21 protein-coding genes and 1 pseudogene are annotated in these 24,814 nt (G+C 46.8%); 13 read left to right on the forward strand and 9 right to left on the reverse strand.

The features are described from left to right. The first annotated feature begins 410 nt into the window (after positions 1-410). From QUB35_RS11940 to QUB35_RS11990, 11 genes are all read left to right on the forward strand, one after another. The gene (locus QUB35_RS11940) at positions 411-1,256 is read left to right on the forward strand and encodes a hypothetical protein (protein WP_333142118.1); all 846 of its coding nucleotides are present in this window, start codon (positions 411-413) and stop codon (positions 1,254-1,256) included. A 3-nt stretch (positions 1,257-1,259) separates the two neighbouring features. Then, positions 1,260-2,789, forward strand: coding sequence for a glucose-6-phosphate dehydrogenase (gene zwf / locus QUB35_RS11945; protein WP_333142119.1), 1,530 nt, complete (start codon positions 1,260-1,262; stop codon positions 2,787-2,789). A 207-nt stretch (positions 2,790-2,996) separates the two neighbouring features. Continuing rightward, positions 2,997-4,361: a glucose-6-phosphate dehydrogenase assembly protein OpcA gene (gene opcA, locus QUB35_RS11950; RefSeq protein WP_333142120.1), complete on the forward strand. Its 1,365-nt coding sequence runs from the start codon at positions 2,997-2,999 to the stop codon at positions 4,359-4,361. A gap of 388 nt (positions 4,362-4,749) precedes the next feature. Next, the gene (locus QUB35_RS11955) at positions 4,750-6,360 is read left to right on the forward strand and encodes a cobyrinate a,c-diamide synthase (RefSeq protein ID WP_333142121.1); all 1,611 of its coding nucleotides are present in this window, start codon (positions 4,750-4,752) and stop codon (positions 6,358-6,360) included. 99 nt (positions 6,361-6,459) lie between these two features. Continuing rightward, positions 6,460-6,951, forward strand: a complete 492-nt coding sequence (locus QUB35_RS11960) for an ureidoglycolate lyase (protein WP_333142122.1) — start codon at positions 6,460-6,462, stop codon at positions 6,949-6,951. Between the two features lie 194 nt (positions 6,952-7,145). Further along, a complete protein-coding gene (codA, locus tag QUB35_RS11965) occupies positions 7,146-8,405 on the forward strand; it encodes a cytosine deaminase (protein ID WP_333142123.1) in 1,260 nt (419 codons plus the stop codon). Between the two features lie 150 nt (positions 8,406-8,555). Beyond that, entirely contained in the window at positions 8,556-9,008 is a 453-nt protein-coding gene (locus tag QUB35_RS11970) for a KGK domain-containing protein (protein ID WP_333142124.1), read from the forward strand. A gap of 96 nt (positions 9,009-9,104) precedes the next feature. After that, the gene (locus QUB35_RS11975; RefSeq protein WP_333142125.1) at positions 9,105-9,557 is read left to right on the forward strand and encodes a hypothetical protein; all 453 of its coding nucleotides are present in this window, start codon (positions 9,105-9,107) and stop codon (positions 9,555-9,557) included. Beyond that, entirely contained in the window at positions 9,558-10,115 is a 558-nt protein-coding gene (locus QUB35_RS11980) for a KGK domain-containing protein (protein ID WP_333142126.1), read from the forward strand. Positions 10,116-10,234: 119 nt separating this feature from the next. Then, positions 10,235-10,411: a DUF4089 domain-containing protein gene (locus QUB35_RS11985; RefSeq protein WP_333123882.1), complete on the forward strand. Its 177-nt coding sequence runs from the start codon at positions 10,235-10,237 to the stop codon at positions 10,409-10,411. 24 nt (positions 10,412-10,435) lie between these two features. Then, positions 10,436-11,899: an AtzE family amidohydrolase gene (locus tag QUB35_RS11990; protein ID WP_333142127.1), complete on the forward strand. Its 1,464-nt coding sequence runs from the start codon at positions 10,436-10,438 to the stop codon at positions 11,897-11,899. 11 nt (positions 11,900-11,910) lie between these two features. Here QUB35_RS11990 and rpsU read toward each other — a convergent pair whose 3' ends face one another. The 7 genes and pseudogenes from rpsU to QUB35_RS12025 form a co-directional block, all read right to left on the reverse strand. Continuing rightward, a complete protein-coding gene (rpsU, locus tag QUB35_RS11995) occupies positions 11,911-12,105 on the reverse strand; it encodes a 30S ribosomal protein S21 (RefSeq protein ID WP_006632476.1) in 195 nt (64 codons plus the stop codon). Positions 12,106-12,411: 306 nt separating this feature from the next. Then, positions 12,412-13,528, reverse strand: a protein-coding gene (prfB, locus tag QUB35_RS12000; protein WP_333142128.1) for a peptide chain release factor 2 whose coding sequence is annotated in 2 segments (ribosomal slippage) — positions 12,412-13,455 and positions 13,457-13,528 — 1,116 coding nt in all. Because the reading frame shifts where the segments join, the coding sequence is not laid out codon by codon here. Between the two features lie 67 nt (positions 13,529-13,595). Then, on the reverse strand, positions 13,596-14,021 hold the full coding sequence (locus QUB35_RS12005) for a peptide chain release factor-like protein (protein ID WP_333142158.1): 426 nt from the start codon (positions 14,019-14,021) through the stop codon (positions 13,596-13,598). Positions 14,022-14,045: 24 nt separating this feature from the next. Continuing rightward, positions 14,046-14,618 (reverse strand): annotated as a pseudogene (locus QUB35_RS12010) (PCRF domain-containing protein); the annotation flags it as partial. Between the two features lie 164 nt (positions 14,619-14,782). After that, positions 14,783-15,829 (reverse strand): PCRF domain-containing protein, encoded by a 1,047-nt coding sequence (locus tag QUB35_RS12015; RefSeq protein WP_333142159.1) that lies wholly within the window; start codon positions 15,827-15,829, stop codon positions 14,783-14,785. A 175-nt stretch (positions 15,830-16,004) separates the two neighbouring features. Continuing rightward, complete coding sequence (locus QUB35_RS12020; protein WP_333142129.1) at positions 16,005-17,588, reverse strand: tetratricopeptide repeat protein; 1,584 nt, start codon at positions 17,586-17,588, stop codon at positions 16,005-16,007. Positions 17,589-17,831: 243 nt separating this feature from the next. Next, positions 17,832-18,560: a Bax inhibitor-1 family protein gene (locus QUB35_RS12025; RefSeq protein WP_333142130.1), complete on the reverse strand. Its 729-nt coding sequence runs from the start codon at positions 18,558-18,560 to the stop codon at positions 17,832-17,834. Positions 18,561-19,110: 550 nt separating this feature from the next. Here QUB35_RS12025 and QUB35_RS12030 point away from each other — a divergent pair. Then, the gene (locus QUB35_RS12030; protein ID WP_333105776.1) at positions 19,111-19,440 is read left to right on the forward strand and encodes a PEP-CTERM sorting domain-containing protein; all 330 of its coding nucleotides are present in this window, start codon (positions 19,111-19,113) and stop codon (positions 19,438-19,440) included. Positions 19,441-19,522: 82 nt separating this feature from the next. On the opposite strand, the gene QUB35_RS12035 is transcribed toward QUB35_RS12030, so the two are convergent. Next, positions 19,523-21,784: a VWA domain-containing protein gene (locus tag QUB35_RS12035; protein WP_333142131.1), complete on the reverse strand. Its 2,262-nt coding sequence runs from the start codon at positions 21,782-21,784 to the stop codon at positions 19,523-19,525. A 34-nt stretch (positions 21,785-21,818) separates the two neighbouring features. Continuing rightward, on the reverse strand, positions 21,819-23,027 hold the full coding sequence (locus tag QUB35_RS12040) for a HAMP domain-containing sensor histidine kinase (protein WP_333142132.1): 1,209 nt from the start codon (positions 23,025-23,027) through the stop codon (positions 21,819-21,821). A 281-nt stretch (positions 23,028-23,308) separates the two neighbouring features. On the opposite strand from QUB35_RS12040, the gene QUB35_RS12045 reads away from it, so the two are divergent. Next, the gene (locus QUB35_RS12045) at positions 23,309-24,646 is read left to right on the forward strand and encodes an ArsB/NhaD family transporter (protein WP_333142133.1); all 1,338 of its coding nucleotides are present in this window, start codon (positions 23,309-23,311) and stop codon (positions 24,644-24,646) included. Positions 24,647-24,814 lie beyond the last annotated feature (168 nt).

Genomic DNA, 24,814 nt, shown 5'->3' on the forward strand with positions numbered 1-24,814 from the left:
GGAAAATTTGAGACCAATTGGTCTCAAAAATCCGACAGAGGAAAATCAAATCCAGATTACTTTGGCTCTTGGCGCTGAGTTTTGAATCTCGAACCGGGAAAATTTGAGACCAATTGGTCTCAAAAATCCGACAGAGGAAAATCAAATCCAGATTACTTTGGCTCTTGGCGCTAAGTTTTGAATCTCGAACCAGGAAAATTTGAGACCAATTGGTCTCAAAAATCCGACAGAGGAAAATCAAATCCAGATTACTTTGGCTCTTGGCGCTGAGTTTTGAATCTCGAACCGGGAAAATTTGAGACCAATTGGTCTCAAAAATCCGACAGAGGAAAATCAACTGCCTTCTCTAGCAGAAATCTCGCCAGAAGCTCCAACTCGAATTTTCCATCTCCGACCGCTGAGGAATTGCCATGCAAACTATCAATACCCTAGTAGAAACCGAATATGGCACTGCCCAACTTGATGTAGCTGAACGGACAAGGCTTCAAGAACTAGAATCCATTGTCGAACATGGACTTCAGATATTTTACGAAGTTGGCAAAGCCCTTGATGAGATTCGGGAAGAGAAACTGTACCGTGAAACTCACAAGACTTTTGAGGCTTATTGCCTTGACAACTGGGGCATCGGAAGACGGACAGCAGATCGATTTATTTCAGCAGCGCAGGTTGTCGAAAATTTGAGACCAATTGGTCTCAAAATTCCGACAAAGGAAAATCAAGTCCGTCCTCTAACAGGATTACCCGCAGAGCTACAACTCGAAATTTGGCAAGAAGCTCTGGAGTTATCGCCTAATAGTATGCCCACTGGTGCAGCAGTTCAGCGCCTGGTAGAGCGGCGATTTCCTTCAAACGGAAACGGGCGAACGCCTAAAGATAGTGCTTCGGAAGTCGAGAAGTTGCGATCGGACAATCAGCGGCTCAGAGAGCAAATCCGACAGCAAAACAGAGAAAGGGATAGGCGTGCTGCTGCTGTGGCTTTAGAGTTAGAGCAGTTGCGCTCAGAGAATAGGCAGCTAAAAGCTGAACTGCTACAGCGGGATAAGGATTGGGAAGTTCGACTGGCTTTTGAGAGGAACAAAATTCGCGAGGAGGTTAGGGGAGAACTCAGAGAGGAACTTAAGGCTGAACTCAGGGAAGAAATCAGAGCCGAAATAAAATCTGAGTATCAGGCTCAAATTAAAGAATTGACGGCTAAATATGAAGCCATAATTCAGGATTTATCAGTAAGGTTGACAGCTATGGAAGGAGCAAAATAAGAAATGGTCGCAATACTTGAAAACCCACTGCGCGTCGGTTTGCGAAAAGAACGGGTGCCGGAACCACAAATTCTGGTAATCTTCGGAGCTTCTGGGGATCTCACCCAGCGCAAACTGGTACCTGCAATTTATCAGATGAAGCGCGATCGACGCTTGCCACCGGAAACTACCGTCGTGGGAGTAGCCCGCCGCCCTTGGAGTCACGATTACTTCCGAGAGCAAATGCGCGAAGGCATTGAAGAATTTGGCGGCGGCATTGGCAATGAAGAATTTTGGCAAGAATTCGCTAAAGGTTTGTACTACTGTCCGGGCGACATTGACAACCCCGAAAGCTATCAAAAACTCAAAGCTTTCTTAGCGGAACTCGACGAAGAAAGGAGAACTCGCGGCAATCACATATTTTATCTCTCAGTTTCCCCGAACTTTTTCCCAGAAGCAATTAGGCAACTGGGCGCGGCTCAAATGCTGGCCGATCCAGTCAAAAACCGCTTGGTAATTGAAAAACCCTTCGGCCGGGACTTGAGTTCGGCAAAAGCTCTCAACCGAGTTGTGCAGAAGGTTTGCCAAGAACAGCAAGTTTACCGGATAGACCACTATTTGGGTAAAGAAACTGTTCAGAATTTAATGGTGTTCCGGTTTGCTAACGCGATTTTTGAACCGCTGTGGAACCGGCAATTTGTCGATCACGTACAAATTACAGTTGCAGAAACAGTAGGCGTAGAAGACCGGGCGGGTTACTACGAATCCTCTGGGGCGTTGCGGGATATGCTGCAAAACCACTTGATGCAGATTTTCTGTCTGACGGCGATGGAACCGCCGAACTCGCTCGACGCTGACAGCATCCGCACCGAAAAGATGAAAGTTCTGCAAGCAACTCGCTTGGCCGATTTGCATAACTTGGAGTTCTCAGCGATTCGGGGTCAATATTCCGCAGGTTGGATGAAGGGCAAACCCGTGCCGGGATATCACGAAGAACCGGGGGTTGCTCCCAACTCGACAACGCCGACGTTTGTGGCGATGAAGTTTATGATTGACAACTGGCGCTGGCAGGGAGTGCCTTTCTACCTGCGAACCGGCAAACGGTTGCCGAAAAAAGTTAGCGAAATTGCGATTCAGTTCCGCGAAGTTCCGCTGCTAATCTTTCAGTCTGCGGCCCAACAAACTACTCCTAACGTTTTGACTATGCGCGTGCATCCGAACGAGGGGATTTCGCTGAGGTTTGAGGCTAAAATGCCGGGGCCGGATTTGCGGACGCGGACGGTGGATATGGATTTCAGTTACGGTTCTTCGTTTGGGGTGACATCTTCGGATGCTTACGATCGCCTGTTAATTGATTGTATGCTGGGCGACCAAACTTTGTTTACCCGTTCTGATGAAGTGGAAGAAGCTTGGCGGGTGGTAACGCCGGCGCTGATGGATTGGGAATCCTCCACCGACCCAGATTTGGTTCCTAAATACGAAGCGGGTACTTGGGAACCGGCGGAAGCAGAACTGCTAATTAACAGAGACGGTCGTAAGTGGCGAAGACTTTAAGAGTTATTAGTCAGTGGTCAGTGGTCAGTTGTGAGTGGGCAGTGGGCAGTGGGTAGTGGGCAGTCAACTGAAAACTGAAAACTGAAAACTGAAAACTGAAAACTGACAACTGAAAACTGAAAACTGACAACTGAAAACTGAAAACTGAAAACTGAAAACTGACAACTGACCACTGACAACTGACTAATAAGAAAGGAGAAAAGATTTATGACGATGACACCGATGAAAGCTCCGCCCCTGGTTTCGCTACAAAGTCCTAAAGATGTGTCGATCGACCAAATAGAGGCCGAATTGAGTCAAATTTGGGAAAGTTACAGAGAATCGGGGTCTAAGGGCGATTTTCCGATCGCTACTAGGGCAACAACTTTTACTTTTGTAGTCTACGAACCGGAAGAAACTCAGCAGTTATTGGCGGATCTGGGGTTTTACGACGGGCCGGTGGACGGTATTACCGGGCCGATGACGGCATCTAGCATCAGGGCGGCTCAAAAAGCTTACGGGCTGCCGAGAACTGGCAAAGCTAACGCGGAATTGCTGGCGACTTTGCGGGAAGAAGTGGCTCGCAAAAATTCAAAAGGCGAGGAGATGGGATCGAGTGGCTTGGGTTCCGGGGGTTCGGGGGTGGCTGACGCGATCGTGGCTGCCAATCCCTGCCGGATTATTGCTCTGTGCCCGACGGCGGGGGAAGATACGGGCGTGCAGGCTCAAGTGGCTGCTTATTGTCCGGTTCACAAGCGCACCAGCGGCAATCTGATCTGCTGCGAGTACATTACGCTGCGGGGTACGGAAGCTGCGCTGGAACGGGTGAGCGGCATCGTGACGGCCTTGACTATCGGTGATTTGCCGACGCTGCTGTGGTGGAAGGCGAATCCCGATGCCGATCGAGGTTTATTCCAACGGCTGGCGACAATTAGCAGTTCTGTGATTGTTGACTCTAGCAGCTTTGCCGAGTGTGAAGCGGAATTGCTGTTGATGCAAAGTCTGATCGAAGAGGGAATTCCGATCGCGGATCTCAATTGGCGCCGGCTGGCCGCATGGCAGGAGTTGGCTGCTGAGGCTTTTGACGCCCCGGAACGTCGCGCTGCGATTCGGGAAATCGATCGGGTGACGATCGATTACGAACAGGACAATTCTACTCAAGCGCTGATGTATTTGGGTTGGCTGGCGAGCCGGCTTCAGTGGCGTCCGGTTGCTTTCAAACAGGAAGAGGGCGATTACCAAATCAAGCGAATTAAATTCGCGGGGCCCGACGAACGGGTTGTCGAAGCCGAGTTGGCTGCTATTCCTACTGCTGATACGGGCGATGTCGCGGGCGATTTGATTGCTGTGCGTTTGAATTCTACAAACGAAAAGGCTGACTGCGGTACAGTTCTGTGTTCGGAAGCGGGCGGCTGTATGCGGATGGAAACGAAGGGCGGCGCTCAAACCGATCGGTTTAACCAGGTGAGTCCTCTGTTCGATCAGGTGACGGAACAGTTGCTGGGCCAGCACCTCCAGAGTTGGGGCCGAGATGTGCTTTACGAAGAAAGTTTGGCAGTGACGGCTCAAATGCTGAAGTTGGCTAAACAGTAAAAAGAAGTTCGGCAACGGATTGTGTAGCGGATGTAACGGATGTAACGGATGGATGGAATCAGGAGAAAGGAGAAAAAAATAAGCAAGACGGATTGAGTTAACATTCAGTGGGGCAGGCAATGTCTGCCCTACTTTTATTCTTCTCTTTTCTTCCTTCGCGCTCTTGGCGTCTTCGCGGTTCGTTAAATAGTTATTATTTGAGCGGTTCGAGAGCAATACTCATAACTTGATCAACTGTCTATTTTTATGAGGAAGGATTGCATAAATCTTTGATTGATACAGAAACCGCAGATGCAAGGCAGATTAACACAGATAAACGCAGATAATTTCCTGATTGGAAAGCGACTTTGGCAATCTTATCTATTATTTATTTTAACTAACTAGAACTATGGCTTTAGTAATTGCTGGCGAACGCAGCGGTGCGGGAAAGACTACTGTAACGATCGCCCTTTTAGCTTATTTAGTCCGTCGCGGCTTGAATGTTCAATCGTTTAAGGTAGGTCCGGATTACATTGACCCCATGTTTCATGCTTTTGTTACTGGTCGCCCCTGTAGGAATTTAGACCCGGTATTAACGTCTGAATCTTATGTAAAAAAGTGTTTTTCTCGTCATATTCAAGATGTCGATTATGCCTTAGTTGAAGGGGTGATGGGACTATTTGATGGGGTTTCTCGGAAGAAAGAAGAAGAAAGTTCGGCAACGGATGTAACGGATGTAACCGATGTAACCGATAGAAGTTCGGCAACGGTTGTACGAGATGTAAAGGATTTAACGGATTTAACGGATTTAAGGAAGCCAGAAGGAAAACAACACTATTCTATTTCCTTTGCTTCTACGGCTCATGTTGCTTCTTTGCTGAATTTGCCGGTATTGTTTGTGATAGATTGCAGCAGGCTCTCTGGTTCTGTGGCTGCGATCGCCCACGGTTTTCGTTCTTTTAACCCTGACCTTAAATTCGCTGGTTTGGTGCTAAATCGGGTGGCAAGCGATCGACATTTGGAACTGCTTCAAGATGCTCTCAAACCGCTCAATTTACCTATTTTGGGCGTTTTGCGTAGGGATGAGGCTGTTACTATTCCCGATCGACATTTGGGTTTGATTCCGGCTGAAGAGTTGCCGAATCTTCATGGTGCGATCGATAAACTGGCTGATTTGGCTGCTGTTAGTTTTGACTGGGAGCAACTTTTGCCTTTGTTGGCTGCAACTCGAAATGGGGGGGGTGAGGGGTCAGAGCAACTTTCAGGTAGGCACAGTCTCCCTTCGGGAATTGTAACTCAAAAAGATGATGTTGTCAACTGTTTGGGAAAACAATTTGGAGTGAGGATTGCAGTTGCGCGCGATCGGGCTTTTAATTTTTACTATCAGGACAATCTTGATTTGTTGGAAGAGTTGGGTGCCGAGTTGGTATTTTGGAGTCCCCTTGATGACTCGGTTTTTCCTGACAATGTGCAAGGGTTATATTTTGGTGGTGGTTTTCCCGAAGTGTTTGCTGAGAAATTGAGCGGTAATGTTTTAATTCGGGATGCGGTAAGAAAGGCGATTTTTTCGGGAATGCCGACTTATGCGGAGTGCGGCGGTTTGATGTATTTGTGTGATTCTATTGTAGACTTCGATGGCAATTCTTGGCCCGGGGCGGGAGTGTTGGAAACTGCTGCTGCGATGGGAAAGCGTTTGACGCTGGGATACCGAGAAGCTGTGGCTGTGAGGGATAGTTCGGTGTTAACTGCGTTTGATGAGGTTTGGGGACATGAGTTTCATCGATCGCATTTAACTGTTGAACCGAGTAATCCAGTTTATCACAGTTGGAGGTATGGGAAGCGGGGGGAGGTTGAGGCGGTTGCTGAAGGTTGGGGAGTTTGTCAGGTGCACGCTTCTTATTTGCATTTGCATTGGGGTGCTCGGCCTGATATTCCGGCTCGTTTTTTGCAGCAGTGTGCTGAGTTTGATTGTAAGGGTGTTTTGGGCGATCGAGAAAGCGAACTAGATTTTTTTATTTAATTAACCGCAGAGGACGCAGAGGGCGCAGAGAAGAGAAGAGAGAGGAGTTACTGTATTAGAATGTTTTTCATGGAAAGCAGGGAGGGGATGTTGGTATTTATGAGCGAATCAATTTCAACTAAGCAGTTGTCCGCACAATGGGTGACACCGGAGAATTTTCGGAGTTACGGTCAAGTTATCTTTGCGGCTGTTGATGGCAAGTCTTTCGATGCTGAGGATGCTCAGTTAAATTTGCAAAATGGTGTTCCTAGATTTTACATTATGCGACTCCATAAGGAAGGTCGCAAGTTTCGCAAAATTACGCGGCACGTTCAATGTACTCAGTGTTTGGGTTCTTTGGAGGGGAAGGATTGGTTGATGGCGGTTGCGCCTCCTGGGGATAGCGATAAACCGAGTTTAGAGGATATGGCTGCTTTTCGGATTCCGGGCAATTGTTTTATTAAGTTAGATGTGGGGACTTGGCACGCTGGGCCGTATTTTGATGCGGATTTTGTTGATTTTTACAATCTGGAATTGAGCGATACTAATGTGGTTGACCATTTTACCTTTGATTTTGTGAAAAATCACAATCTGGAGTTTGAGATTGTCTGATGTTGGCGATTGGTAGTTGCGCTTTCTTTTTGGTGATTTTTGAGTAAGATTTTTTAACCGCAGAGGGCGCAGAGGACGCAGAGGGGGAGAAGGAGGGGGTTCGCAAGTGATTGGGGAATTCTTTTTGTCTCACTAGGCGGAATCGCCACGCTTGAAGGATAAAGTTTACAAGTGTTAAATTAAGTGCAATTGTCATGCCTGAGCAAAAGTATAGCATTGTTCTGCGCGAATGTCGTTTGTTAGGTGCGGGCGATCGCCCAACGGTTGATATTGCTATTGAGAATGAGCGAATAGTCGCCGTTTCGCCGCACATCTCAGAAGTTGGCGAACGCGAAATCGACATTCAAGGCAATTTAGTTAGTCCTCCTTTTGTGGAGTCGCACATTCATCTCGATTCGGCCTTGACTGCGGGGGAACCGCGATGGAATCAAAGCGGCACTTTGTTCGAGGGTATTCAAATCTGGGGGGAACGCAAGCAATGTTTGACTCTGGATGATGTCAAAAAACGGGCTGTTGAAACTTTAAGGCTGCAAGCGTCTCAAGGGATTTTGTTTGTCAGGAGTCACGCTGATGTTAGCGAACCGACTCTGACGGCTTTGCAAGGACTTTTGGAAGTTCGTGAAGAAGTCAAAGATTGGATGACTCTGCAAGTTGTGGCTTTTCCCCAAGACGGGATTTACGGAAGTCCAGAAAATGACAAACTTTTAGAGAAATCTCTGGATATGGGTGCGGATGCTGTGGGCGGGATTCCGCATTATGAGTTGACGCGGGAAGATGGGGTGAAGTCGGTTGAGCGAATATTTGAACTTGCTGAAAAATACAATAGATTAATAGATGTTCACTGCGATGAAATCGATGATGAACAGTCGAGATTTTTGGAAGTTGTAGCAGCTTGTGCGATTAGAAGCGGGGCTGGTTCGCGGGTGACGGCTAGCCACACGACGGCTTTCGGTTCTTACAACAATGCTTATGCTTTTAAGCTGATGGGAAGTTTGGCAAAATCGGGAATTAATTTTATTGCCAATCCTTTAATTAATATCACTCTGCAAGGCCGCGCTGATACTTATCCCAAACGCCGTGGGGTGACGCGGGTTAAGGAGTTGTGGCAGCAGGGATTGAATGTGAGTTTTGGCCACGACTGCGTGCAAGATCCTTGGTATAGTTTAGGTACGGGAAATATGTTGGATGTCGCTCATATGGCGGTTCATGTTTGTCAGATGACGGGAATGGCTGAGATTGCAGCTTGTTTTAATATGGTGACTGTCAACGGTGCTAAAACTCTCAATCTGGGAGATGATAATTATGGGATAGAGGTGGGGAAACCTGCAAATTTGATTGTGTTGGATGCTGAGGATTGTTATGATGCAATTAGGAGGCGCGCTGCGGTTCGGTATGTGATTTCGCGGGGTAAGTTGCTGGCGGAAACTGAACCGGCAAAAACAAGTTTTTTCTGACTCTCAAGTCGCACCAATTTTTCAACATGAGGTCGTACAAACCCACTCATTCCATATGTAAAATTCAAATATAACTCGCTTTGAAATCGGTATTGACTAATACAAGTAATTATGATAATTTATCATAAGTTGTGCAAAAACAAAACAAATATGAACGCTAAGTTTAAAAATTTAGACGGCGAAACAGATATTTTACTGATTCACAAAGATACTTTTACAGTTAATAGATTTAAAGAATTAATGAGTAATAAACTTGCGGAAAGGCTGAACAAAAGACACGATGGATCGAGGAAGGGTAATCCAATATTTTTTGATTTATTTTTTGATTTTTCTATGGGAGGAGTAAACGTTAGTGTTTTTGAGAGTAAATGGATTTTTCCTTCTCAAGGAATAGATTGTCAGCTTCTAAAGATTGGTTCTCAAGGCTGGCAAAAAGGCAAACTAAGAATAGAAGCATCTCTAAGTGTGGCAACAAGCACTGGCTACTGCACAATCGAGGTAATTAAATTAGAATTTTGTCCTGATGAACCTGCCCAGCCGGAATCTATTTTAGATGACATCCGCCAATCTGAGGAGTACAAGAACCTCACTAATAACACCTGATAGCCCGACAAAGATACAGATGCAGGGCTATAAAATTACATAAATTATTGCTAAAAAGTAACAATAAATCTGCAATAACGAGAAATTGGGAAAATAATGAAAATTCGCTGTATTGCTAATAGGGGTGAATCTCTCCCGGAGAAATATATAGATCCGCCACGCGGTTACACTAGAAAAGTTGAGTTGCCACTAACTATAGGTAAGGAATATGTTGTTTATGCAATCCGATCGTGGCAGGGAATAGTTTGGTACTATATTTGTGATGATAATTACACCTATTATCCCATACAGACTCCGGCACCGCTGTTTGAAGTAGTTGATAACCGAGTTTCTAAGTATTGGCAGTTTATGCTTGACCCGAATGGGGTGTTAAGGTTTGCTTTTGAGCAGTGGTTTACTGACCCTTATTTTTATGATAAGCTGACGGACCAGGAAGAGGCGGAGGTTGAGATTTTTGAGAAGGTTAAGGAATTGATGGATGCTGAGGATTTTGATTTGCCTCCGCTGGATGTTGCCGTTGAGAAGTTGCGGGAAACTGTCAGTGTTTGAGTGGGAAAAGTCCAAGAGTTAATTTATTTTTTTACGAGCTTGACTAAGATAGCGGGAAATGGTATTGAAGAGGAAGAACCCGAATTTTGTAAAAAAATGAACGAAAAGATTGAAGCCCATAAAAAATATGAGACACTAGACGGCGATGATGATGTTTTGCTATTCAATAAAGCTACTTTTACGGTGCGCCGGTTTAAAGAGCTAGCAGCCAGCAAGTTTAGAAATATATTATTGGAGGCTAATGCAGTAGAAGTTAACAAACTTCAGAAGCGGATAATTGAATTGATGAAAGAGCTGCCTATTAATGAAGAGACGAAAATTAGGGGAGGGGATATAAACTGGAACTCTCCTCAAGAAGGAATAGAGTGTCAAATTCTCAAAATTGGTTCCAAGGGTTGGCAAAAAGGAAAGGTTCAAATCGAAGTTAATTTTAATTTAGATTCTTGGGAAACGCAGACATCTATAAAGTTTTGTCCTGATGAACCACTAGAGCCTAAATCTCCTTTAGATGATATCAGACAATCCGAGGAATACAAAAAACTGAGCAATAATAACTGACTGCCCGATCGCGATTACAATACAATAATCGATCGCACCTATATCTGAACCTTAGATTTTCAACCGCAGATGAGGGCAGATGTACGCGGATGAACGCTGATGTTGTTTGGGATGGACTAATGACAAATATAGAAGAATATGTCGATCGCACCGCTGAACTGATAAACTTACCCTTAGACCCGGAACACCGCCCCGGTGTTGTGGTAAACTTCGAGAGAATAGCTGCGATCGCCCGACTCGTTACTGAATTCCCTTTACCCCCAGAAGTAGAAGTCGCGCCGGTGTTTGAACCTTAGATTTTTAACCGCAGATGAGGGCAGATGAACGCAGATGAACGCAGAAGTTTTTTAGATAAGGCGGATGCGGTTGCTACGGCAGCGGCTGTTAAATGTGGTAAGGTTACGGCTACAGAGGCGGTAAGTGCTGCTTTGGAACGGATTGCTGTTAAGGATAAAGCTTTTAATTGCTTTACTGCCATCACTGCATCAAGCGCACTCGCAGCAGCCGAAAATATAGATAATTCGATCGCAAATAACCAAAACCCAGGCCCTTTAGCAGGCGTTCCCTTCGCAGTCAAAAACCTGTTCGACATCGGCGGAATTACTACTCTAGCTGGGTCAAAAATCAACGCTGACAATCCTCCGGCTACCCAGGACGCGGCGGTGGTCGCCCGACTCAAACAAGCTGGGGCTGTACTCGTAGGTACGCTCAACATGGATGAGTACGCCTACGGTTTCGTCACGGAAAACAGCCACTACGGGCCCACTCGCAATCCCCACGATACTACGCGCATCGCTGGCGGTTCCAGCGGCGGTTCCGCAGCAGCAGTCGCCGCCGGTTTTGTACCCATCACTCTCGGTTCTGATACTAACGGTTCCATCCGCGTACCGGCTGCTTTGTGCGGTGTCTTTGGGTTTAAGCCTACTTACGGCCGTTTGTCCAGGGCTGGCGCTTATTTATTTTCGAGTAGTTTGGATTGTGTGGGGCCGTTTGGGCGATCGATCAGAGATATGGCGCTGCTGTACGATATCCTGCAAGGCCCTGATTCTCGTGACCCAGTTTGCACTCAACGCCCGCCAGAACTTTGTTCGCCGCAGTTAAATCAAGGTATCGAAGGATTGCGAATTGCTGTTGCTGACGGGTATTTCGCCACAGGGGCCGAACCGGAAGCAATGGATGCTGTAGAAATAGTTGCTAAAGCCTTGACAAATGTCTTAGATTGTGGTATACGGACAGAAAAAACAACAAACCCCCCAAAAATAGGGGGGCTTGCGACTGTCAGCATACCGGAATCCGATCGCGCCAGGGCTGCTGCATTTATCATTACCGCCTGCGAGGGCGGAAACTTGCATTTAGACAATTTGCGATCGCGCCCTCAAGACTTCGATCCGGCGACGCGCGATCGCTTTTTAGCGGGCACCCTGATCCCTGCGACTTGGTACTTGCAAGCGCAGAGATTCAGACAGTGGTACCGCGATCGAATTCGCGAAATATTCCAACACACAGACATCATCCTCGCACCCGCAACCCCGATAGCTGCCCCTGAAATTGGCGTCGAGAAAATGGTAATAGCCGGACAAGAAATCTTAGTGCGTCCCAATCTCGGACTGTTCACCCAACCCCTATCATTTATTGGCTTGCCCGTTCTTTGCGTGCCCGTACAGCGGCCCGGCGCTTTGCCCTTGGGGGTACAAATTATTGGTGCTCCCTACAGCGAAGCGGTGATTCTCCGAGTCGCTGCGGTACTAGAATCGCAAGGCATTATATCTGCCGAATCAATTTAGTGCTAATAATTCTAGGGTTTGTTGTTGCGGTGGAAGCGTCTCTTAGTCCTTCTGGCAATAGCTTTGCGCTTCTGCTTTTCCAACGGGGTTTCAAAGTGGCGGTGCTTTCTCATGTCGGGGAAAATGCCCGCTTTAGAAACTTGTCGCTTAAACCGTCGCAGGGCTGACTCAATCCCTTCATTTTCGCCTATTACAACTTGGGTCATTATTTCTCCTTTTGTTCGGTAGATCAAGTTTTATCATATCAAGCTTTTTGGCCGCGCGACCTGTTGAAGGTCGGGCGATCGACCAAAACCCAAAAATCATACCAGAAAATTGGTTCGTAGTGAGGACTTCAGTCCTTCTTTTTTGCGGACTGAAGTCCTCACTACAAACCCAAATTTTCCTAGTGAGGAATACAAGTCCTGCTTTTTTGCGGACTGAAGTCCTCATTGACTACTGACTACTGACTACTGACTACTGTCAACTGACTACTGACTACTGACTACTGACTACTGACTACTGTCAATTGACTACTGACTACTGACCAACTGATTTTCCTGCCGCAGGTAAGCTTGAATAAACGGGTCTAATTCGCCGTTCATTACATCTGCGATGGCGGTTGTTTCCACTCCAGTACGCAAATCCTTGACCATTTGGTATGGGTGAAAAACATAATTGCGAATTTGGTTGCCCCAAGCTGCCTCTACCATGTCGCCGCGAATCTCGGCAATTTCCGAAGCCCGCTGTTCCTTAGCAACCACCAACAGCCTAGCCTTGAGTAATGCCAGAGCTTTTTCCTTATTTTGCAACTGACTGCGTTCTTCTGTGCAGCGGACGGCCAAGCCGGTAGGAAGGTGAACGATGCGGACTGCGGTTTCTACCTTGTTAACATTTTGCCCGCCCTTGCCGCCAGCGCGGGAAGTCGTGATTTCCAAATCCTTTTCGGGAATGTCCAACTTGACGGATCGATCGAGAATTGGCATCACTTCAACGCCAGCAAAACTGGTTTGACGCTTGTCATTAGCATTAAAAGGCGAAATTCTGACCAAGCGGTGAGTGCCTTTTTCCGATCGCATATAACCGTAAGCGTAGCGGCCGACAATTTCCAAAGAAGCCGATTTAACACCTGCTTCCTCTCCCTCGGAAATTTCCATTAAATGTACTTTGTAACCTTGACTTTCCCCCCAGCGGGTGTACATCCGCAGCAGCATTTCGGCCCAATCTTGAGCATCCGTGCCGCCGGCCCCGGCGTTAATTGTCAAAACAGCGCCGCCTTCGTCGTAGGGCCCAGATAGTAATTGTTGCAGTTCCCACTGGTCGAGTTCGCGGGTTAACTGAGAAAGACTCGATGAGGCTTCTTGGAACAGGGACTCATCGGCTTCTAACTCCAGCAGTTCTAAAATAGCTTTAGCATCTTCCAAGCTCGTTTGCCAGCCGCGATATTGGTCTAAGTGAGATTTGAAGTCATTAAGTTCTTGCAGGGTTTCTTGGGCTCGATCTTGGTCGTCCCAAAATGCTGGTTGGGCGCAGATTTGCTCTAAATCTTGAATTTTCGCTGTAAGTGCGGGGATGTCAAAGATAGTCCTGGGTTGCACCCAGTCGATCGGACAAAGTTTCGATATTGTGTTTGATGTCTAGAACTTCCACTGTTAGTTCTCCGGCGTTGTGGGGTGTATTTTTGAGTTTAGCTGAAATTTTGCTCTAAATGTGCAAATCAATTTTTCAGTAGCACACCAGCTTTGATAAATGAGTCAAGTTTGCCGTCGAGCACCTCGGCGACGGCTGTTGTTTGGATTCCTGTACGCAGATCCCAAACTTTGCCCTGGTTCGCGCTGTCGCTGGCAAATTGATATTCCCGAATTGGTTGGTTAAGGACTGTTTTTAGGATCTCGCCCTGAATATCTGCAAGCTGTTGAACTCCTTGTCTTTGCATAATAGCAAACAGTTTGCTGGTGAGAACCGCCAAAGCCTTTTTTCTATTTTGCAATCGACTCCGCTCCTCCCCAGATATTGCAGAAATACCAGTAGGAACATGAACAATCCTCACCCAACTTTCGAGTGGGTCACTACTCTTCAGGTTGCTACGAGGCAAGATTATTAACTCTAAATCCTGCTGTGGAATCTCCAGTTCCACATACATGGGCACAACTTCCACCGTCGCTGAACTCGCCTGCTTTCTGGTAATATTAAAAGGCGATGTACGTTTCAGTAGATGCACTCCGGTTTCTGACTTTAGATAGCCGTAAGCGTAACGTCCCTCTATTGCCAAAGTTACAGAATTAACTCCTCCTCTTACCAAAATTGCAGAATTAATTTCTAGATACTCCAATAGGGAACCTTCAACATCCGCAACTTTATAGCCTCGGTTTTCTCCCCAACGATAATACATTCTCCGCAACATTTCTGCCCAGTCTTGAGCATCTAGGTCATCTATTGCTGTATTAATTATCAGGTAGGCTCCATTTTTGTCGCAATGCCCGCTCAAGGATTGCTCTAATTCATACTCTTCGAGAGAGCAGTTAAGTTGAGCTAAATTAGTTTGAAGTTCTTGCTCTAATTCCTCGTCAGCTTGAAATTCGAGTAACTCCAGTGCTGCTGTAGCATCTGCCAAAATTGTTTGGCACTGGTTGAGTTTTGCCTGGTAGGATTGGAGTGCGTCTAGTTCTTGGAGTAGCCGTTCGCCTGTATTGATGCTGTTGCCCGATTTCGGCTGTGCTGCTAGCTGTTGTAACTTTTGGCTCTCGGCGGTTAATGCTGAGCTAAAGACAGTCTTGTAGACCCGTTAGGCGATCGGACAATGTTTCGATGTTGTGTTTGATGTGTAGAATTTCCACTGTCAGTTCTCCGGCGTTGTGGGGTGTATTTTTGAGTTTAGCTGAAATGTTGCTCTAAATGTGCAAATCAATTTTTCAGTAGCACACCAGCTTTGATAAATGAGTCAAGTTTGCCGTCGAGCACCTCGGCGACGGCTGTTGTTTGGATTCCTGTACGCAGATCCCAAACTTTGCCCTGGTTCGCGCTGTCGCTGGCAAATTGATATTCCCGAATTGGTTGGTTAAGGACTGTTTTTAGGCGAGCAACCTGAATGTCTGCAAGCTGTTGAACTCCTTGTCTTTGCATAATAGCAAACAGTTTGCTTTTGAGAAGCGCCAAAGCCCTTTCTCTATTTTGCAATCGACTCCGCTCCTCCCCAGATATTGCAGAAATACCAGTAGGAATGTGAACAATCCTCACCAAAGTTCGGACTACACACCTCACGTAGGGAGGAGGCAAGATTATTAATTCTAAATCCTGCTGTGGAATCTCCAGTTCCACATACATTGGCACAACTTCCACCGTCGCTGAACTCGCCTGCTTTCTGGTAATATTAAAAGGCGATGTACGTTTCAGTAGATGCACCCCGGTTTCTGACTTTAGATAGCCGTAAGCGAAACGTCCGTCTATTGCCAAAGTTAGAGAATTAACTCCTCCTATTTCCAAAATAGCAGAATTAATTTTTACATACTCCAATAGGGAATCTTCAACCAACATAACTCTATAGCCTCGGTTTTGTCCCCAATGAGCATACATTCTCAGCAACATTTGTGCCCAGTCTAGAGCATCTAAGTCATCTATTGGTGCACTAATTATCAGGTAGGCTCCATTTTTGTCGCAAGGCCCGCTCAAGGATTGCTCTAATTCATACTCTTCGAGAGAGCAGTTGAGTTGAGCTAAATTAGTTTGAAGTTCTTGCTCTAATTCCTCGTCTGCTTGAAATTCGAGTAACTCCAGTGCTGCTGTAGCATCTGCCAAAATTGTTTGGCACTGGTTGAGTTTTGCCTGGTAGGATTGGAGTGCGTCTAGTTCTTGGAGTAGCCGTTCGCCTGTATTGATGCTGTTGCCCGATTTCGGCTGTGCTGCTAGCTGTTGTAACTTTTGGCTCTCGGCAGTTAATGCTGAGCTAAAGATAGTCTTGTAGACCCATTAGGCGATCGGACAAAGTTTCGATATGGTGTTTTATGTGTAGAATTTCCACGGTTAGTTCTCCTAGTTGTGGGCTGCATTTTTGCAGTTTAGCAGAAATTTCGACATTTCAGCAATTAATCCGTGTATCCGTGTCCAAATCCGTGTTGTGCCTTCCTTCTTAGATATACTGCGAACCTGTTGAATTGAAAGTTTTACCGCATTCGTGAGCACATACGTCCAACCTTTTAGAACAGGAAAAACTTTTTGTGAGGTCTTCGCGAAACCAATCTCTGGCGATCGCATCTTTCACCGATTGAGTTCTGAGAGAATTAAAACCATTTCCGTACTTTTCAATTAAAGCCAGCATTTGCGGTCTGTAAGTGTGGTTATAAACAGCGTATTTAGTATGGCTTACCCAACAGCAAGGCCAGAGTTCCGCTTCAAAACTGATGAAAATCTCTTTGCTGGCTTGAGTTTGACAGCTAATTTCTACATTTCGGTAGTAATTGTTTAGGCTACCAAATTTTTCTACCGCTTGGATAAATTGGTCTCCCTGGGGATTTTTATATTGTTCCAACGATGGGGGTTGAAGTTCTTCGCTGGCTGGCTTTGATGGGACAGAAGGAGTTGGTTCTGGTGCTTGAGATGTTTCGATAGCTATAGCTTGATACCAAGCATAATTGGCTTTTTCTGGTTGCCCCAACTGCGTCAAGACTTTAGCTAAATTGCGATAAGCTCCTGCAAAATTTGGTTTAAGCTCGATCGCCTTTTGGTAATAAGCACTAGCTGGCTGCCACTGTTGCTGTTGAGCATAAAGACTGCCGACATTAGCATAAACTTCTGGAAAATCAGGCTGAATTTTAAGTGCCTTGGCGTAACAGTCTGCTGCTGCTTGCATCTTCCCCAAACCTTGAACAGCATTGCCCAAAGTTTTCCAGGCTGCTGCAAAATTAGGTTGAATTTTTAGGGCTTGTTGGCAGGCTGCGATCGCCTCTGAGAGCTTTCCTTGTTTCAAACAGTCCTCAGCTTGTTTGTGCAAGCCAACAGCGGTCTGTGTTTGATTTTGAGGGGCTGACACATTAGCGGTTGCTGGTTGGTTTGGGCGATCGCTCTTAGCCTCTACCGGAGAGTTTTCTGCCTTCTGAGGCTGTTGATTTGCGGACTCTTTCTCATAGATCTCTTTCGCCACAAAACGAGAGGTTGCTTTCGGTACAAACTCGACAAATCCTAATTGTTGGGCTAAATCCCGCGCTGCTTCTACTTGGTGCTGGTTGTGTTCAAATATCAAGTAGTGCCATACAGCTTTTCCGCCTGCTTGGATAAAGGCATTAACCGACTGCATTATCCTGTCCCAGTTGGTATTTTGGCGGTAGATGCTGTTAGTATCGGCCAACCCGTCGATACTAAAAGTTACGCTGTCGTTTTCTCCTGTCATCGCCTTTGCCAGGGCTTGCCACCAGTCGGGATTGCGTCCGCTACCATTAGTATAAAGCCCGATTTGAGGAACTCCCATGCGGTGCAAATACTCGATCGCCGGAATTGTGGTATTGCTAGTCATAGCATCGCCGTAGTTGCCGCACATATAAACCAAATCCAACTGAGAGCAAAACTCTTGTGGGAAAATTCTCTCAATATCCTCCATCTTTAATTCTGCCCCCGGCAAAATCGGGTTGTCGGTGCGGGGACACTGCGGGCAAGCTGCATTGCACCTGGAGGTAATTTCTACGCTGACTCTCCTGATATCTTCATATTTTAAGTACATGAGTTTTCCCCAATTAATTTGTGATTAATATTGAAATCGCGCTCGACAGAATTAGATAACAAGACCTTTGATAGAGTGATTAAAAAGTAACATTATACTTCATGTCTGTCGCCTGCGGACATGATATAAGTTTTTTAAATAAGGGACAGAGGACGCGATGACGACTATCTTGGTGGTAAATCTTAATCAAAAACCGCGGCCCGATGTCGATCGAGCCGCGGTTTTTTTAAGCTAAAGTTTCAATTAATCCCGGCCGTTGAGAGCAATCAGCAGGCGCAGAATGAAAATGAACAAGTTGATGTAGGTCAAGTACATCGACAGAGCGGCGGGCAAATACTGGTCGTCGCGGTAGGTGCGGGGTAATATGTAAAAATCGACGATCGCAGCGCCGGCAAATATAAACACGCCGACGCCAGAAATCCCAATTTCCAACCAGGTTGGGGTGTAGACGCCAAATAGAGAGAGCAGAAACTGACCGCCAACTACGACTAACAAAGCAATGACACCTAAACTGATAGTTTTGGTGAGGGCCATGCCGTCTTCTTCAGAAAGGTTGGAGCCAATTTGGCGGGCGGCGATGAAGGTAATGCCGCATCCGAGTGCGGCAAAAGCGATGCCGGAGATGCCGACACCTTGGGTTCTGAGGGCTGTAAATACCAATCCGCTGAGGGTGTAGCCGGAAAGCAGGCTGTAGGTTGCCAGCAGGGGCAAAGCGGTATTTTTGTTGCCTTGTTCGGCGGCGGCGCGGGCGACGAAGAATAGAATTAATTCTACGACGATCGCAGCGATGAATGTGGGGAAAAAGATCCCGGGATAGTTACGAATCACTCCGAGGCCGCCGTAGGTGCCGACAGCAGTTAAGACAAGTCCGCCGCCCACGAAGGGGAGAGCGTTGGAGATGACGTTGGGGCCTACTAGCGCGTGGTTTTTGGCCTCGCGCACGGCTTCGCGGAAATTGCTAGTGTTACTCACGAGGATTTACCTAATGTTGGCTGAGAATTGCTATCTCTATTTTGACAGCTTTACACTTTGTTTGCAAAACCTGAAAGAGTTTAAAGATTTGATAAAGAAGGGGGGTGAAATCACTCCCAAGCAGGGATCGATTGTTTATAATCGACTGCGTACAGGTATGTGTCGTGTCGCTGTCTCGCAGCGTTGCGCGTCGCGGCAAAGCTATAATTGAGGTTAAAGGGCCGGCGCTATCTGCGGCCAGGGGCCAGCTTAAAGTCTATCAGATCGCAGATAGCTGAAGTCAATCAATTTTGGATTGGGGATTTACGATTGGAGATTAAGGAGTATATGCTAGAGACAGGGGCCACAGTTGATTTTAGGTTTTTGATTTGCGACTTAGTTGAAACTAGGGGCCAGAAACTTCAATAATCTAAAATCTAAAATCTAAAATCTAAAATCTAAAATCTAAAATCGGTTCCGTTAATGGCTAAGGTAGCTTAGACAGAGGATACCCGGAAAATTAATGAATAGATCGAGTTCTATCGACAAACTGCTAAATAGGTAATGTCCAATGACCACATTTTTTGAGCGCAAATTATTGCCACCTACAGCCGGGATTTTATTGGCTGCCGCCGCCGTTATCTCCGGCGGTCAAGCTGCCGTTGCAGCTAATTTCCGAGCCGTTTATACCGCTACTTCAGGGCAGGGTTCAGAATATTTGCTGCTGGCCCAGAATAGCGGTCAACTCCCCCAAGGTACAAATTCTTCCAGCCAGAACCAGGCAACGCCAAGCCGGGAGTCTCTCCCCGCCAGAATTCCTGAGCCTTCGACGGTGGTAGGGTTGGGTTTAGTTGCGGGTTCGCTGGCGCTGACTCGCCGGAGAGTGAGAGTTAAAAATTAGACTTTGGGCAAAAAGTCTAATTTTTGGATTTTTAACCGCAGATAAACGCGGATAAACGCAGATAAATCCGGGTATCAGGATTTTAGCCGATCGCGTCGCGCAGAGCATTTTTAGTCATAGCTGCGATCGACTGTTCGGTAGCTTTCGGCAAGTGATAGTATTTCCCTCCAGAAGTCTTGGCCAATTCCTTCGCAAAGCCAGTCGAAATAAACTTGCTCTCGGTATCAATCACCAGCAACTGCATTCCCAACCCACGAATTTTGGCAGCAATTTCTAACAATTCCTTTTTAATATCAGGCTTTTCTCCTTCTACAATCGGTTCGCCCAAAGAACGAGCCAAAGGAATATTACCGCGTCCGTCAGTAATGGCGACAATCGCAACTTGACCGATATCTCCAGACTGCCGCGCGTTGACTCCCACCCGCACTGCTTGAGTCAAACCGTGGGCCAGGGGAGAACCGCCACCGCAGGGCAAACGTTCCAAACGCTTGCGGGCTAAGGCTATGGAGCGAGTGGGCGGTAGCAGCACTTCTGCTTGTTCTCCGCGAAAGGGAATGAGAGCAACTTGGTCGCGGCTTTGATAAGCTTCTGTGAGTAGCTGCATGACTGCACCTTTGGCCGACTGCATTCGGTTGAGGGCCATCGAACCCGAAGCATCGACGACAAATACGACTAAAGCTCCAGCTTTTCTGGCCAAGCGCTTCGCCCGAATGTCTCCCTGTTCCACAAATACACGGCGTTCAACCCCCCCTTGCCCCCCGTTACTAAGGGGGGGTTGACTCGCCTGTTGCCCCCCGTTACTAAGGGGGGGTTGACTCGCCTGTTGCCCCCCGTTACCAAGGGGGGGTTGACTCGCCTGTTGCCCCCCGTTACCAAGGGGGGGTTGACTCGCCTGTTGCCCCCCCTTACTAAGGGGGGGTTGGGGGGGGTTAGAATTCCTGTCGCGACGGGCTTTTTGGTAAGGTGCGGCGGCTCGGAGGGTAGCGTCAACGGCGATGCGGCGGACGGGGCCTTTGGGTAAGACTGGCTTGACGTAACGGCCTCTATCTTCGGAGAAAATGGTGCTGCGGCTGCCCGATTTGCCTTGTTTGTTGGCGGATTGTTGGGCGAATAAAAGCACGCTGGGGTCGAGAATTACGCCTTCGGGGTCGAAGAGAAATTCTTCGGGAATGGTATCTTTTTCTGGTTCTTCTTCAGGTTCCGGGTTGTCTTCATCCTCTTGGTCTTCTTCGTCTTCTTGCTCGTTTTCTGGTTCGTCTTGTTCTTGTTCTGACTGCTTTTGGGGAGGCGGTGGAGGGGGAGGAGGAGGAGAGTTTTCGTCTGGGGGAGTTTGGATGATGGTGGCGCGGGGTACGATGACTAATTCTACGGCGCGGCGCAGGTCTTCGGCGTTAACTTCTGTGCGTCCTTCGATGGCGGCGGCGGCTTTGGCGACGCGGACTGCGAATATTTCGGCGCGGTGTCCTTGAACGCCACCCCGGATGGCTTCTTCTACTAGGTAGGCAATTTGTTCGCGTTTAATACTGACATCTTTGAGCCATTCTCTGGCTAGGATGATTTGGGTTTTGAGGTTGTCGGTGTCTTCGCTGTATTGATTGAGAAATTCTTGGGGGGATCGGGAGTAGGATAAAGCTTGTTCTACTGCATAGACTCTTTCTTCTAGTTCGAGTGCTGCGTCGGCTGAAAGTACGATCGCGATGCGATCGAGCAAATGTTCTCTCAGCGGCCCTTCTTCGGGGTTGTAGGTGGCGATAAATAGAGGTTTGCAGGGGTGTTGAAAGCTAATTCCTTCGCGCTCTATTTGGTTGCGTCCTTCGGTTAATACTGTTAGCAATTGGTTGGAAATGTTGTCGTCGAGGAGGTTAATTTCGTCAACATAAAGTACGCCTCGATTTGCTTGGGCCAAGAGTCCGGGTTGAAATACGGTTTGGCCGAATTTTACTGATTGTTCGACATCGACGGAACCTAAGAGTCGGTCTTCGGTGACACCCAAAGGAATTTGAATAAATGGTGTGGGAATTATTTCAGTATTTAAGGAATTAGTATCGGTGGTGTGGGCATCTTGCCCGCCATTTTCTGGTAACAAGCCTGATGCCTGTTCGGCAATAATTTCATTAGGTTCGGCGTTGCAAAAAGAATCTTTAACAATTTCAATGGGTGGCAGTAAGGAGTGCAAGGCGCGGGCCATTACTGATTTTGCTGTACCGCGGCGGCCTGCGATCGCAACTCCTCCCAATCCGGGATCGACTGCTGCTAACAGCAGGGCTAATTTGATTGCTTCTTGCCCGACTACGGCGGTGAGGGGAAAGGCTGTGGTGGAAGGGCTAAGGTTGGCTGCAGGCATAGGATTTTCGGATGTAAAAATTTGAACTTAATGTTTAGCTTACTTCTTGGAGGACTTTAACTTCTTGGGGCAGAATCACGGTAAAAGTTGAGCCAACTCCTATTTCTGATACTAACTCGATTTTGCCTTGCAGCAGCGAGACGAGCCGCGATACTATTGCTAATCCCAGGCCAGTGCTTTCGGTGGGAAAGAGCTGTTTGCCTGCTTCTCCTGCTTGAAAGAAGGGGTCAAAGATGCGCTTTGTATCTTCGGGGGCGATGCCAATGCCGGTATCTGTAATTGCGATCGCCCAATTTCCTTCTCCAGCAGGGCGGCAACTTAATTCAATGCTACCAGATTCTGTATAGCGAATGGCATTGCTCACCAGGTTGATCAGAATTTGTTGCAGCCGCCCAGAGTCGGAGATTACTTGTGTTGGGCCGCAGTCGCTGGTAACAGCGAGCTTTAATCCTTTAGCATCAGCAATTGGCTGCATTATCTCTAGTACGGTGTTAATTACAGATTGTACATTAGTTCGCTGCAGGTTAAGTTTAATTTTTCCGGCATTGGCACGAGAAAGTTCTAGTGTGTCATTAATCATGCGAAGCAACTGTCTGCCGTTGCGTAATACTCGCTCGATGTGTTCGATGCCGGGGAGGGTATCTTTGATTTCAGATTGCCATTTTTCTTGGCGCAAAAACAGTTCGGAATAACCAATAATTGAGTTGAGAGGAGTTTTGAGTTCGTGAGCTAAATGGTAGACGTTTTCTTGATTGACGCTGACGAGGCGATTGAGCTCTTGATTGGTGAGTGTTAACTGAGTTTGGATTTGGTGAAGTTCCCGCATCCTCTGATCGACGTAGCTATTGAAACACTGGGCAATTGCTTCGTCTAGTACGGCATCTATCAGCCGAAAAGCTCTGAATACGTCTGCGACGCTTCCTGCTAGCAATTCGGCTTCTAAGTGGGAGAATATTACTTGACGCAATAAATGGTATTCGCGGGCTACTTCTGCGGCGTCGTAGCCTTGTTCTGCTCTGAGAAATCCGTGATCTAAACTGGCTTCAATTATTAGTTTTATTTCGCTGTTTTGATATTGGGAAAGCACTGTGACCATCGCCGCCAGCAGGTGAGGTATGTGATTTTCGATTGCTGAGTGCGGTAAGGCGTCAGCGGTTTCAATTTTCCGATCCTGACGAACTGCTTCAATCCAGTTTTTGACGATAGTATCGGTTTTGTCGGCGAGCACTTGGCTGTAGTCCATGATGTCTGCGTGGGGGTTGAGTTTGGCAGAGATTGCCTATGCTTCATTGTAGTTGAGGGATCGCCCGATCGCCATACCAAACTTCTGGCGATCGCGACCCTGCCAAAAGAAGTAGTTTTGAGGTGATTTTTTCCCTGTGCCGGATCTCTCTCTAGGGGTCGATCCCAGCGTGTTGCTACGATAATCAGCCCTTCAACCTATTGACAGAAGAGCCATAAAGTAGTACATTGCCTCACACTAATAGTTTTTAATTTTAAGTATTAAATTGTTCAGGGGAATAAATGGAAAACGTACAAGCTGTGATTGCTGCAACAACATTTATATGTGTAATTTTCTTAATAATTACAGAATGGATACACCTAACAGTTGCGGCATTTCTGGGAGCAGTGATTCTGGTGTTTACCCACGTGATGACGTTAAACAACGCGATCGAATATATCGGTCGGAGTCACGCCACGCTGGGCTTATTCTTCGGAGTCATGGTAATGGTGAGAGCCTTTGAGCCTACCAAAGTATTTGAATACTTGGCAACTCAAATTGTGCTTTTGGCTAAAGGCAAAGGCAAAAATCTCTTGCTGGGTGTTGTCGCGATTACTACGCCAATTTGTGCAGTTTTGCCCAATGCCACGACAGTCATGCTGCTAGCACCATTAATTCCGCCAATGGCAGAAGAAGTAGGTGTAGATTTTGTGCCGTTACTGATTTTAATGGTATTTGTGGCTAACAGTTCGGGACTGCTGACAATCGTGGGCGATCCGGCGACATTCATTGTCGGCGATGCTATTAACATGAGCTTTGCAGATTACCTGCTAAAGTTAAGTTTGGGCGGGGCGATCGCAGTAGGAGTGATAGTAGTTATGTTGCCTTGGCTGTTCCGCGAAATTTGGCACAAGAACTTAGACGATTTGGAACATTTGCCCCACCCGAAAATCAATCACCCGCGAGTTTTAGTAGTAGGCGGCTTAATTATAGCTTTCGTGCTGACTTTTTTTGTAATAGGAGAGTCTCTGCCCGTGCCTATTTCACCGGCAGCCGTTGCTTTGTTGGGGGCTGCTTTGGCAATGCTTTTAGCTCACCATTCCCAAATTGATTCTGTTAATAATATTTTGCGTGATTTAGATTGGAGCACGCTGCTATTTTTTATGTCTATCTTTGTGCTGATTGGCGGTTTGGAAAAAACCGGAGTCATCGCCAGTATATCTGGAATATTAGCAGTGATTTTAGGTAAGAATATTTTTCTGGGATCTTTAGTTTTGTTATTTTTTGTGGGTTTGATGTCCAGTGTGGTGCCAAATATTCCGCTGGTAGTGGCGATGGTGCCGCTGCTAAAACAGTATGTTGTCAATGTCGGGCTTGCACCGGCAGAAGTGCTGGCGCCGGATTTTGCAGGGCAGTTTCCACCTGCTGTGCTGCCGCTGTTTTATGCGATGATGTATGGAGCAACTTTAGGCGGAAATGGCACTTTGGTAGGAGCTTCTTCTAATATAGTGGCGGCGGGAATTTCTGAACAGCACGGACGCCGGATTTCTTTTCAAACTTTTCTGCGTTACGGGCTTCCTGTGATGGCGGTGCAATTGGTGGCTGCGGCTGTTTATGTAACTATTCGGTTTCTGATTTAAAGAAGTCATTAGTCATTAGTCATTAGTTATTAGTCATTAGTTATTAGTTATTAGTCAGTTGTCAGTTGTCAGTTGTCAGTTGTCAGTTGTCAGTTGTCAGTTGTCAGTTGTCAGTCAACAGTTAACAGTCAACAGTTAACAGTCAACAGTCAACAGTCAACAGTTAAC

Origin of the sequence: Microcoleus sp. B13-B6 (assembly GCF_036705405.1) — a bacterium.
In the GTDB taxonomy this organism is placed as follows: domain Bacteria; phylum Cyanobacteriota; class Cyanobacteriia; order Cyanobacteriales; family Microcoleaceae; genus Microcoleus.

Excerpts from the sequence above, each read along its gene's own strand:
- QUB35_RS11940 (WP_333142118.1), top strand. The coding sequence starts at position 411 with ATGCAAACTATCAATACCCTAGTAGAAACCGAATATGGCACTGCCCAA.
- zwf (WP_333142119.1), top strand. The coding sequence starts at position 1,260 with ATGGTCGCAATACTTGAAAACCCACTGCGCGTCGGTTTGCGAAAAGAA.
- opcA (WP_333142120.1), top strand. The coding sequence starts at position 2,997 with ATGACGATGACACCGATGAAAGCTCCGCCCCTGGTTTCGCTACAAAGT.
- QUB35_RS11955 (WP_333142121.1), top strand. The coding sequence starts at position 4,750 with ATGGCTTTAGTAATTGCTGGCGAACGCAGCGGTGCGGGAAAGACTACT.
- QUB35_RS11960 (WP_333142122.1), top strand. The coding sequence starts at position 6,460 with ATGAGCGAATCAATTTCAACTAAGCAGTTGTCCGCACAATGGGTGACA.
- codA (WP_333142123.1), top strand. The coding sequence starts at position 7,146 with ATGCCTGAGCAAAAGTATAGCATTGTTCTGCGCGAATGTCGTTTGTTA.
- QUB35_RS11970 (WP_333142124.1), top strand. The coding sequence starts at position 8,556 with ATGAACGCTAAGTTTAAAAATTTAGACGGCGAAACAGATATTTTACTG.
- QUB35_RS11975 (WP_333142125.1), top strand. The coding sequence starts at position 9,105 with ATGAAAATTCGCTGTATTGCTAATAGGGGTGAATCTCTCCCGGAGAAA.
- QUB35_RS11985 (WP_333123882.1), top strand. The coding sequence starts at position 10,235 with ATGACAAATATAGAAGAATATGTCGATCGCACCGCTGAACTGATAAAC.
- QUB35_RS11990 (WP_333142127.1), top strand. The coding sequence starts at position 10,436 with ATGAACGCAGATGAACGCAGAAGTTTTTTAGATAAGGCGGATGCGGTT.
- rpsU (WP_006632476.1), bottom strand. The coding sequence starts at position 12,105 with ATGACCCAAGTTGTAATAGGCGAAAATGAAGGGATTGAGTCAGCCCTG.
- QUB35_RS12005 (WP_333142158.1), bottom strand. The coding sequence starts at position 14,021 with ATGTATGTGGAACTGGAGATTCCACAGCAGGATTTAGAGTTAATAATC.
- QUB35_RS12020 (WP_333142129.1), bottom strand. The coding sequence starts at position 17,588 with ATGTACTTAAAATATGAAGATATCAGGAGAGTCAGCGTAGAAATTACC.
- QUB35_RS12030 (WP_333105776.1), top strand. The coding sequence starts at position 19,111 with ATGACCACATTTTTTGAGCGCAAATTATTGCCACCTACAGCCGGGATT.
- QUB35_RS12035 (WP_333142131.1), bottom strand. The coding sequence starts at position 21,784 with ATGCCTGCAGCCAACCTTAGCCCTTCCACCACAGCCTTTCCCCTCACC.
- QUB35_RS12040 (WP_333142132.1), bottom strand. The coding sequence starts at position 23,027 with ATGGACTACAGCCAAGTGCTCGCCGACAAAACCGATACTATCGTCAAA.
- QUB35_RS12045 (WP_333142133.1), top strand. The coding sequence starts at position 23,309 with ATGGAAAACGTACAAGCTGTGATTGCTGCAACAACATTTATATGTGTA.